This window comes from Streptomyces otsuchiensis (assembly GCF_004305975.1).
Classification (GTDB): domain Bacteria; phylum Actinomycetota; class Actinomycetes; order Streptomycetales; family Streptomycetaceae; genus Streptomyces; species Streptomyces otsuchiensis.
Genome location: NZ_BHZI01000215.1, coordinates 1 through 10168, shown reverse-complemented (window position 1 = coordinate 10168; position 10168 = coordinate 1). Strand labels below are relative to the sequence as shown.

The window sequence follows — 10168 nt, the reverse complement described above, 5'->3', positions numbered from 1 at the left end:
GCGTGGTGGGGACGGCCGGAGCGGGGGACGGCCGGGCCCGGGGCGTGACGCGAACGGGCGTGACGCGAGCGGGCGTGACGCGAGCGGGCGTGACGCGAACGGGCCCCGTGCCCGCCGGAGCGGTGCACGGGGCCCGAGGCCGGTACCGTCACGCCCTCACGGGGTGGCGGTACCGGTGCCGGTCACTCGTCGTCACCGCCGTCGTCGGCCATGTCGTCGCCGCCGTCGTCGTCACCGCTGAACGCCTCGTTCAGCATCATGCCGCCGAGGACACCCGCGCCCAGACCGGCCGCGCCGGCCGCCACCGCCATCCCGGCGCCACCGCCGCGGCGCTGCTGCTGCATCCCCGGGTGCATACCGGGCTGCATACCGGGCTGCATGCCGGGCTGCATCTGGCCCGGGTAGCCCTGCATGCCACCCATCTGCTGCATCTGCAACTGCTCGACGAACTGCTGCCGCAGCTGGAGCAGTTCCCGCACCCAGGAGTCCGCCTCCGCCTGCCAGTCACGGGACTCGACCTCGCCGTGCGGGATGGTGTGCCGCACATGCGGCCCCGGCATCCCGCCCATCAGGTGCTTGTCGGCCTCCAGCACCACGTCCACACCCTGCGGGGTGGCCACCAGCGTCAGGTCCAGTCCCTGCACCTGGTCGGCGTACTGCGGTGCGGCGCTGAGCATCAGCTCCTGGTGGAAGGGGAGTTCCTGGTACTGCGCACCGGCGACCGGCCCGGGCACCAGCACCGTCTTCGCGAAACCGAAACCGAGCTGTCCCAGCGCCTCCAGCGCGGCCTCCTGCGCGGGGAGCGCGGAGACGGCCAGCGGGTCGAGGTCGCCGCTGTCCTTGGCGGCGGCGATCGCCAGTTCCGTGCGCACGCCCAGTTCCAGACCGAGCGGCTGACCGTACAGCTCCGTGAACGGCGTCTCGGCGGGCAGTGCCATCGAGAACGGCAGGGAACGCTTCTCCCCCGCCGCGATCCGGAAGCCGCCCGCGACCACCTCACGGCCGAAGACGACCGGCTTGCCCTGCCCGCCGCCACCGCCCACGCCGCCACCCATGCCGCCGCCCATGCCGCCCATCGGGCCGCCGCCCTGCTGGGCGGGCGCGGGCTGCGGCGTCGCGACCAGCTCCAGCACGATCTGCTGGATCTCGAACTCGGCCTCACCGCCCTGTACATGGACCTCGCCCTGTACCGAGCCACCCGGCGTGCCGGGCCCGGACAGAACCGTGTCGACCGTGGGGCCACCGACCCCGAGTGCACCGAGCAGACGCTTGAACACCATCGCGGCGTTCACTCCTTCGTGTCGCGCGTCGATGACGCGTGCGTGTCTCCGGGATGCCATGACGCACCCGTCCGGCGCCGCCGCACACAGCAGCGGCCCTCCTCGACAACTAACGCGCCCCCGGGGTGAGTTCCCACCCCGCCTCTCCATCACCCGATCGATTCAGGACAACCGGGCGCGTCGCTCGGTCATCGGGTCACGCGATGCCCCGGGGCCGCTCCGGACACGCCTCCGCGCCGCACCCCTCGGGGGTGCGGCGCGGTTCGCCCGGTGCCTGACCGGTGTGTTCCCGTGGCGCCTTACGACGCGTGCAGTAGGGAGTCGTCCCGCCACTTGAGGATCTTGTCGAAGGAGATCACCGCGCCGCCGCAGCCCGGCTGGTTGTCGTAGCGGACGCGGTCGGCGAGTGCCTCGATGAGGCGCAGGCCGCGGCCGTGTTCCAGCTCGTGTTCGACGGTGCGGGTGGTCGCCGTGACGGCGGCCGGGTCCAGGATGTCGCCGATCGGATCGGCGAGCAGGCGGGTCGACGGGAACCCGGGGCCGGAGTCGGTGACCTCGATGCGGCACATGTCACCGTCGATCGAGGCGGTGACCCGGTAGACGCCGGAAGGTCCTCCGCCGTGCTGGACGGCGTTGGCGCAGGCCTCGGTGAGGGCGAGCGACAGCTCGTGGGAGATGTCGGAGTCCACTCCCGCCGTGTCCATGGCGCCGCTGAGCAATCTGCGGGCGAAGGGGACGCTCGAAGCCTCACGCCGCAGCTGGAGAGACCACCAGATGCTCATGGCTCCTCCTTTCCCTCGTCTCGTCCGCGCGGCAGGGCAGCCGCGACCTGACACCCGTAGTTATTGCCGATCGGGCGCCGTCGTAAGCCCGAGGCCACGCGAACAACGCCCAATCGGCGGATGTACCGGACACTTCGGTCGATATAGCGACGCTACTGTCGGTGTGACCGTTCGCACGTGCGAGCTAGTGCTGCCCCCGGGGCAGACGTATCGGACACGGCGGTGAGATGATGTGGCCGCCATGCCTGCCGCCCTGGATGTGCGCCTGCTGCGGGCCGCGGTCTTCGCCGCGGCCTGTTGTGTGCTTGCCACGACCGGGCACCTGCTGGCCGCCGGCTCCGGTGTGGAGCCGTGGAAGGTCGCTGTCGGCTGGCTCGTCCTCTTCGTCTGCTGTGTGCCGCTCGCCGGGCGGCAGCGCCGTTCGCTGCCCGCCGTCACGGCGGTGGTGGCGGCCACCCAGGTCGGGCTGCACGTCCTCTTCAGTCTCGGTCACAGCGCCGCCGCGGCCCACGCCTCGGGCGCGCCGACCCAGGCGGCGGGCACCTCGCCCGCCGCGGGGCACGCCGCACACGCGGGCGCCGGAACCGCCGCCACCAGCGCCGCCACCGGCGCGGCCGACGCCGCGAACGGGGCGGCTGCCGCGTCCGGCGCCGGTTCGTCGGGCGCCGAGTCCACCATGGAGCTGGCCGCGCGGCTGCTGTGCAACGACCACGCCGCCGGCCTGAGCCTCGTCGACGCCGAGCGGCTGATCCGGGAGGCCGGGCTGCGTCCGCCACCCGTTCCCGACGACAGCTTCGCCGCCGCCGCGGTCGGTCCGGCTGCCGGGCTGCTCGGTGAGCTGCTGGCCGCGCTGCTTTCGCTGGCCGCTCCCTCGATGCTGGCCGGGCACCTGCTCGCCGCGCTGTGCGCCGGCTGGCTGCTGCTGCGCGGCGAGGCCGCGCTGTGGAGCCTGATCCGGCTCTCCGCTCCGCTGGTCGCCGCGCTCCCGGCGGCGTTGCGGCTGGCTGTGGCGGTGGCCCGGCTGCTCGCCGGCCCGCGGCCCGGCCCGCCGGCCGCCGTACGCCCGAGCGGCAGCGGGCACCATCCGACCGCCGCGACGTGCGGCACGGTCCTCGCGGACACGGTGATCCGGCGTGGCCCGCCGGCCGGCCGCGCACAGCTGACCCTCGCGGCCTGACGGCACGCACCTCCCGGGCAGGGACGGTGCGGCCCCGGCCGTGCCTTCCCCCACCGTCATCAGGACGCGGTTTCCGCTGACCGGAACCGGTCCTCGTCAGGACCCAGGAGTACCCATGACCCGCCCCTTCGTTCGTCGTGCCCGGATCGCCCTCGGCGGCGCCGTCGCCGCCGGTACCGTGCTGGCGCTGGCCACCCCGGCCTCCGCCCACGTCACCATCGACCCGCGTGAGGTTCCCGGTGGCGGCTACGCCACCGTGAACGTCAAGGTGCCGAACGAGCGTGACGACGCCTCGACGGTCTCCGTCGAGCTGTTCCTGGACCCCGACCACCCCGTCGCCTCGGTCATGCCCGAGCCGGTGCCGGGCTGGGACATCGAGGTCGAGACCGCGGAGCTGGACGAGCCGCTGGAGGTCCACGGCAACCAGATCACCGAGGCGCCCAGCAAGATCACCTGGAGCGGCGGGGAGATCAACCCCGGCATGTTCCAGCAGTTCCCGCTCTCCGTCGGCCGTCTGCCGGAGGACGCCGACCAGCTCGTGCTGAAGGCGATCCAGACCTACGACAGCGACGAGGTCGTCCGCTGGATCGACGAGCCCGGCGACGACGCCGAGAGCCCGGCGGCCACGCTGACCCTCACCGCGGCCACCGACGACGGCCACGGCGGCGACGACGAGGCCGAGGAGGACGGCCACGACGCCGACACCGCCGCTGCCTCCAGCGAGACCGCCTCCCACGAGAGCGGCTCCTCCGACACCACCGCGCGCGTGATCGGCGGCGTCGGCCTCGGCGTCGGCGTCATCGGGGCGGTCGTCGCCCTGCTGGCGCTGCGCCGTCCCGGCAGCGGTTCCTGAGCCACCGGCGCCCCTGGCGACCCGTCCCCGTCACCCGTTTCGGGAACTCCGGGGACCGGTCGCAGCCCCGCCCGCCACCGGCGCCCAGCCGGTGGCGGGCGCGCCGGGGGCACCACCGTGCCCCCGGCGCGCCCGGGCACCGCGCACCACCCACCCCGCACCGCGGCACCACCACGAAAGCACCGTCATCATGAACCTGCGCCACACCAGCGCCGCCCTCGCGTTCTCTCTCGCCACCGTCCTGACCCTGGCCGCCTGCGGCTCGGACTCCGGCGACGGCGACGAGCCCGCCGCAGTCGTCCAGCAGGACGGCTCGGACGCGCCCGACCCGGCGGCCGGGACGGTCCTGGACACCCCGTTCGACAAGCCGGCCGTGACCCTCACCGACACCGACGGCGAGACGTTCGACCTGGTCGAGGACACCTCCGGCTACGCGACGCTGCTCTACTTCGGCTACACCAACTGCCCCGACGTCTGCCCGCTGACCATGAGCAACATCGCGAACGCCGCCGCCGAGCTGGACGAGGAGCAGCGCGAGCGGCTGCGCGTCGTCATGATCACCTCCGACCCCGAGCGCGACACCCCCGAGTCGCTGGGCCCCTGGCTCGCAGCCCAGGACCCCGAGTTCATCGGCCTGACCGGCGACTTCGGGGAGATCCAGACCGCCGCCCGCTCGCTGGGCGTGCTGCTGGAGGAGCCGTACGAGGACGAGGACGGCTCCGTCATCTCCAGTCACGGCGCCCAGGTCCTGGCCTTCCTGCCCGGCGACGACAAGGCCCACGTCCTCTACACCGAGGGCGTGACCACCGAGACGTTCGAGCGCGACCTGCCGCTGCTCATTGAGGGGGAGACCCCGTGAGCGGCGGTACGAGCCTCCTCCCGAGCCGTCGGCCGATGAGGCGCCGGCAGATGAGCCGCCGGTCGATGAGCCGCCGGCCGCGTCGGGTCCCTGCCGTGCTCGCCGCGACGCTGGCCGGGGCGCTCGCCCTGGCGGCCGTCACCGGCTGCGGTGCCGGCGACCCCGAGCCGCCCGAGCTGAGCGTCAGCGGGGCGTTCGTCCCCGAGCCGGTCAGCGAGGCCGTCGCCGGCGGCTTCCTCGTCGTGGAGAACACCGGCGGCGAGGACGACGTGCTGACCGGGGCCAGCAGTGAGATGGCGGAGAAGGTCGAACTGCACGAGACCGTCGACAACTCGATGCGCCCGGTGGACTCCTTCCCCGTCCCCGCCGGGGGCAGCCTGGAACTGTCCCGCGGCGGCAACCACCTGATGCTGCACGGTCTCTCCAGCAAGCCGGAGACCGGCGACACCGTCCCGATCGAGCTGCGTTTCGAGAAGTCCGAGCCCATCACCCTGAACGTCCCGGTCGAATACCCCACCCATACCGGAAGGTGACCGCAGGACCGTTATGGACGCCAACCACCTCCCCCACGCCCCCCGGCTGCGCGCCGGGGCGGCGGCCCTGCTGCTCGCGGTGACCACGGTCGCCGCGCTGCTGCTGGCCGCCGCCCCCGCCGCGGCACACGCCTCCCTCATCGGCAGCGACCCACAGAGCGACGCGGTACTGGACCAGGCCCCGGAGGAGGTGGTGCTCACCTTCTCCGAGGACGTCGCCATCTCCGGCGACTCGATCCGGGTACTCGACCCGGACGGAACCCGCACCGACACGGCCGCGCCCGAACGCCGCCCGGCGGAGACCGGGGTCGCCTACGGCGTCACCCTCGACGCCGGACTGGCCGACGGCACCTACACCGTCGCCTGGCAGGTCATCTCCACCGACAGCCACCCGGTGGCCGGTGCCTTCACCTTCTCCATCGGCGCGCCGTCGGAGACCAGTGTCGACATCTCCGGTGAGGAGGAGAGCGGCGGCGGGACCGTCGGCCTCCTCTACGACATCGGCCGGTACGTGGCGTACACCGGCTACCTGCTGCTGATCGGCACGGTCGTCTTCGTGCTGGCCTGCTCGACCCCGGCGGTGCGCACGCGCGCCGTGCAGCGGCTGACGCTGCTGGGCTGGTCGCTGCTGACCGGCGCCACCCTGGCGCTGCTCCTGCTGCGCGGGCCCTACGTCACCGGCGGCGGGCTCGGTGACGCCTTCCGGCTGGCCGGGCTGCGGGACGTCATCGAGACCAAGACGGGTACGGCGCTGACGGCGCGGCTGTTGCTGCTCGCGGCGGCGGGACTGTTCATCGCGGTGCTGTACGGCGCGTACGCACGCGCTGTCGCCGCCCGGGACGCCGCCACGGGCGGTGACGGCATCGGTGACGACGGCGCGCGCACACGCGCGGGGTCCGAGGCCGGTGAGGTGGCGGACGGTGGCCGGACGCGGGACGGTGGCCAGGCGCGGGACGGTGCCGCGACCACCGCCCGTGACCTCGCCTTCGGCCTCGGCGTCTCCGGCGCCATCCTGGCGCTTGGTCTCGCCGCGACCTGGGCGATGGCCGAACACGCCTCGTCCGGTCCGCAGACGCAGATCGCCATCCCGGCGGACATGCTGCACATGGTCGCCGCGGCGGCCTGGCTCGGGGGACTGGCCACGTTGCTGCTCCTGCTCTCCCGGGGCGACGCACCGGTGTCCCGGCGGGCGGTGCGGCGGTTCTCGACGCTGGCGATGAGCTCCGTCACCGTGCTCGCCGTGACGGGCGTCTACCAGTCGTGGCGGCAGGTCGGCAGCTGGGACGTGCTGTTCTCCACCTCCTACGGGCAGTTGCTGGTGGTGAAGGTGGCGCTGGTCGCGCTGATGCTGGGCGTCGGGTGGATATCGCGCCGCTGGACCGCGCGCCTCGGCGACCCGGAGCCGCGGCCGGAGTCGCAGCCAGAGCCAGAGCCAGAGCCAGAGCCAGAGCCGGTGTCGGGGTCGGACACCGGCACCGACGCCGGCCCCGGTGCGAGCCCCGACCCGGCGCGTGCCGCGCAGCTCGCCCGCCAGCGGGAGGCGGTCAGCCGGGCCCGGCGGGAGAAGGTACGCGACGCGGACCCGGTCCGGTCGGGACTGCGCCGGTCCGTGCTGGCCGAGGCGACGATCGCGGTCGCCGTGCTGATCGCGACGACGGCCCTGACCGGCACCGCGCCGGCCCGGACCGCGACGGAGGAGGCGTCGGTCACCGCGCCCGTCGCCCAGGGGCCGATCTCGCTGGAGATCCCGTTCGACACCGGCGGGGCGGACGGTGCCGGGACCGCGTACATCGACATCGACCCGGGCAGTACCGGCGACAACACGCTGCACGTCCGGACCACCGACGCCGACGGTGAGCCGGTGCCCGCCGCGGAGCTGCGCGTGGATGTGACCCTGGAGGCCGAGGAGATCGGGCCCCTGCGGTTCGAACCCCTCCTCGTCGACATCGGGCACTGGACGCAGCCCGGCTTCCAGCTGCCGCGTCCCGGCGAGTGGCAGATCGCCGTGACCATCCGTACCTCGGACATCGACCAGGTGACCGAGACCGACACCTTCTCGATCGGCTGAACCGTTCCATGGCACGACGCACCACTTCCAGCGGCCCCCCGTCCGGCGAGGGCCCGGCCCGCGCGGCCGGGCCCCGGGCGGGGGCCGGTGGCGCCCCGGCGCCGGAGACCGCTCCGGGGCCGGAGACCGCTCCGGGGCCGGGCGCATCTGAAACCGGCCCCGACACCGGCGCGGCGGCCGGGTCCGGGGGCCTCAGCCGCCGCCGGCTGCTCGCCACCGGCGGTGCCGCCGCCGCGCTGGGCGCCGCCGTCGGCACCGGGGGCACGCTGCTGGGCGGCCGTGCCGCCCGCGACGCGGACGGTCCGGCGCTCAGCACCGTCGGTTCGGCGGCGGTGCCGTTCCACGGACCCCACCAGCCGGGCATCGTCACCCCGCCCCAGGCCCACGGCCATCTGCTGGCCTTCGACCTGGTCCCGGCGACGGAGTCCGACGCCCGGCGCGGCGCGGCGGCGCTGCTGCGCCGCTGGTCGGAGCTGGCGGAGGCGCTGATGGCGGGGGAGCCCGGCGAGCGGGACACCGGGGTGGCGCTGGACGCGGGACCGTCGTCGCTGACCGTCACCTTCGGCTTCGGCCACGACTTCTTCGACGCCACCGGTCTCACCGGCCGCCGCCCGGGGGCGCTGCGTCCGCTGCCGGCGTTCTCCGCCGACGAACTCGTGGCGGAGCGCTCCGGGGGCGACCTCTGGGTCCAGGTGGGGGCGGACGACGCGCTGGTCGCGTTCCACGCGCTGCGCGCGGTCCAGCGGGCGGCGACCGAGTCGGGGACGGCCCGGCTGCGCTGGCAGCAGAGCGGCTTCAACCGGGCGCTCGGCGCGACGGCGGCGCCGATGACCACCCGCAACCTCATGGGCCAGGTCGACGGCACCAACAACCCGCGCGAGGGCGACGAGGAGTTCGCCGGGCTCGTCTTCGTCGCGGGCGACGGCCAGGACGGCCAGGACGGCCCGGGTGCCCCGGACGCCTCGGAGGCATGGATGGCGGGCGGTTCGTACGTGGTCTTCCGGCGCATCCGGATGCTGCTGGACGCCTGGGAGGAGGAGCCGCAGGAGGTCCAGGAGCGGGTGATCGGCCGCCGGAAGGCGGACGGGGCGCCGCTGACCGGTGGCGAGGAGACGACCCCCGTCGATCTGGCGGCCCGGACCGACGGCGGCGGGCCGGTGATCGCGCCCAACGCCCATGTCCGGGTGTCGGCGCCGGAGAGCAACGACGGCGCGACGATGCTGCGGCGGCCGTACTCGTACCACGACGGTTTCCGGGAGGACGGCGCACCGGACGCCGGGCTGCTGTTCCTGTGCTGGCAGGCCGACCCGTACCGGGCGTTCGTGCCGGTGCAGCGGAAGCTGGACCGGGGGGACGCGCTCTCGCCTTTCCTGCGGCACGAGGCGTCCGGGCTGTTCGCGGTGCCGCCGGGCGCGCAGCGCGGTGGCTACGTGGGCCAGCCGCTGCTGGAGGGCTGACCGGCGCGCCGTCCGTTTGTCGGGCCGCCGCCGGGCCGCCGCCGTCTCTCCGCGGGGCCGCTGCCGGGGGCCGGGGCGTGGGCGGGCCGTCGCCCGCGAGCTGAGACCGGGCGCACCGGGTGGCCGCGCGGGACTACCGTTGGGCCATGACGTCGAGCCGCTACACCTACCTCGGCCCGGAGGGCACCTTCACCGAGGCCGCGCTGCGCACCCTGCCCGAGGCCGCGACCAGGGAGCTGGTGCCGATGGTCTCGGTCGCCGCCGCGCTGGACGCGGTGCGGAACCGGGAGGCGGGCGGCGCGCTGGTGCCGATCGAGAACTCGGTGGAGGGCGGCGTCACCGCGACCATCGACGAGCTGGCGTCGGGCCGGCCGCTGACGATCTACCGCGAGGTACTGCTGCCGATCGCGTTCGCGCTGCTGGTGCGGCCGGGTACGGAGCTGGGCGATGTGAAGACGGTCACCGGTCATCCGGTGGCGCAGCCGCAGGTGCGGCGCTGGCTGGAGCGGAACCTGCCGGAGGCGCAGTGGGAGTCGGCGGCGTCGAACGCGGACGGGGCGCGGCTGGTGCAGGAGGGCCGGTACGACGCGGCCTTCGCGGGTGAGTTCGCTGCGGCGACCTACGGGCTGCGTCCGCTGGTCACCGACATCCACGACGCCGAGAACGCGGCGACGCGGTTCGTGCTGGTCGGCCGTCCGGCGCGGCCCGCCTCGCCGACCGGCGCCGACAAGAGTTCGGTGGTGCTGTGGCTGCGGGACGACCATCCGGGCGCGCTGCTGGAGCTGCTGCAGGAGTTCGCGGCGCGTGGGGTGAACCTGATGCGGATCGAGTCGCGGCCGACGGGCGGGGGCATCGGTCAGTACTGCTTCCAGGTCGACTGCGAGGGGCATCTGGAGGACCGCCGGGTCGGTGAGGCGCTGATGGGGCTGAAGCGGCTGTGTGCCGGGGTCCGGTACCTCGGTTCGTATCCGCGTGCGGACGGCGGGCGGCCGCTGTTGCGGCACGGGACCTCCGACGAGGCGTTCCTGGCGGCGAACGACTGGCTCAACCGGTGTCTGGACGGGCGCGGCGAGATCCCGGGAACGGACCTGTCTCTTATACACATTCTCCGAGCCCACGAGACAAGAGGCAATCTCGTATGCCGTCTTCTGCTTGAAAA

The 10168-nt window shown here is 74.2% G+C and carries 8 protein-coding genes and 1 pseudogene; 7 read left to right on the top strand and 2 right to left on the bottom strand.

Annotation, left to right across the window (positions count from 1 at the left end; genetic code table 11):
• Positions 1-182: 182 nt before the first annotated feature.
• Together E0D90_RS19135 and E0D90_RS19130 are read right to left on the bottom strand one after the other, a co-directional pair.
• Entirely contained in the window at positions 183-1280 is a 1098-nt protein-coding gene (locus E0D90_RS19135) for a sporulation protein (RefSeq protein ID WP_130799395.1), read from the bottom strand.
• Between the two features lie 299 nt (positions 1281-1579).
• Positions 1580-2062 carry an ATP-binding protein gene (locus E0D90_RS19130; RefSeq protein WP_130799394.1) on the bottom strand — a complete coding sequence of 161 codons (483 nt, stop codon included), beginning with the start codon at positions 2060-2062 and terminating at the stop codon, positions 1580-1582.
• Between the two features lie 241 nt (positions 2063-2303).
• On the opposite strand from E0D90_RS19130, the gene E0D90_RS19125 reads away from it, so the two are divergent.
• The 7 genes and pseudogenes from E0D90_RS19125 to pheA all read left to right on the top strand — a co-directional run.
• Entirely contained in the window at positions 2304-3239 is a 936-nt protein-coding gene (locus E0D90_RS19125) for a hypothetical protein (protein ID WP_130799393.1), read from the top strand.
• Positions 3240-3354: 115 nt separating this feature from the next.
• Entirely contained in the window at positions 3355-4092 is a 738-nt protein-coding gene (locus E0D90_RS19120) for a YcnI family copper-binding membrane protein (RefSeq protein ID WP_130799392.1), read from the top strand.
• Positions 4093-4282: 190 nt separating this feature from the next.
• The gene (locus E0D90_RS19115) at positions 4283-4951 is read left to right on the top strand and encodes an SCO family protein (protein ID WP_130799391.1); all 669 of its coding nucleotides are present in this window, start codon (positions 4283-4285) and stop codon (positions 4949-4951) included.
• 95 nt (positions 4952-5046) lie between these two features.
• Positions 5047-5484 (top strand): copper chaperone PCu(A)C, encoded by a 438-nt coding sequence (locus E0D90_RS19110; RefSeq protein ID WP_227870325.1) that lies wholly within the window; start codon positions 5047-5049, stop codon positions 5482-5484.
• A 13-nt stretch (positions 5485-5497) separates the two neighbouring features.
• Positions 5498-7552: a copper resistance CopC/CopD family protein gene (locus E0D90_RS19105; RefSeq protein ID WP_130799390.1), complete on the top strand. Its 2055-nt coding sequence runs from the start codon at positions 5498-5500 to the stop codon at positions 7550-7552.
• Positions 7553-7560: 8 nt separating this feature from the next.
• Positions 7561-9009, top strand: a complete 1449-nt coding sequence (gene efeB, locus E0D90_RS19100) for an iron uptake transporter deferrochelatase/peroxidase subunit (protein WP_130799389.1) — start codon at positions 7561-7563, stop codon at positions 9007-9009.
• 146 nt (positions 9010-9155) lie between these two features.
• Positions 9156-10079 (top strand): annotated as a pseudogene (gene pheA / locus E0D90_RS19095) (prephenate dehydratase); the annotation flags it as partial.
• Positions 10080-10168: the final 89 nt, after the last annotated feature.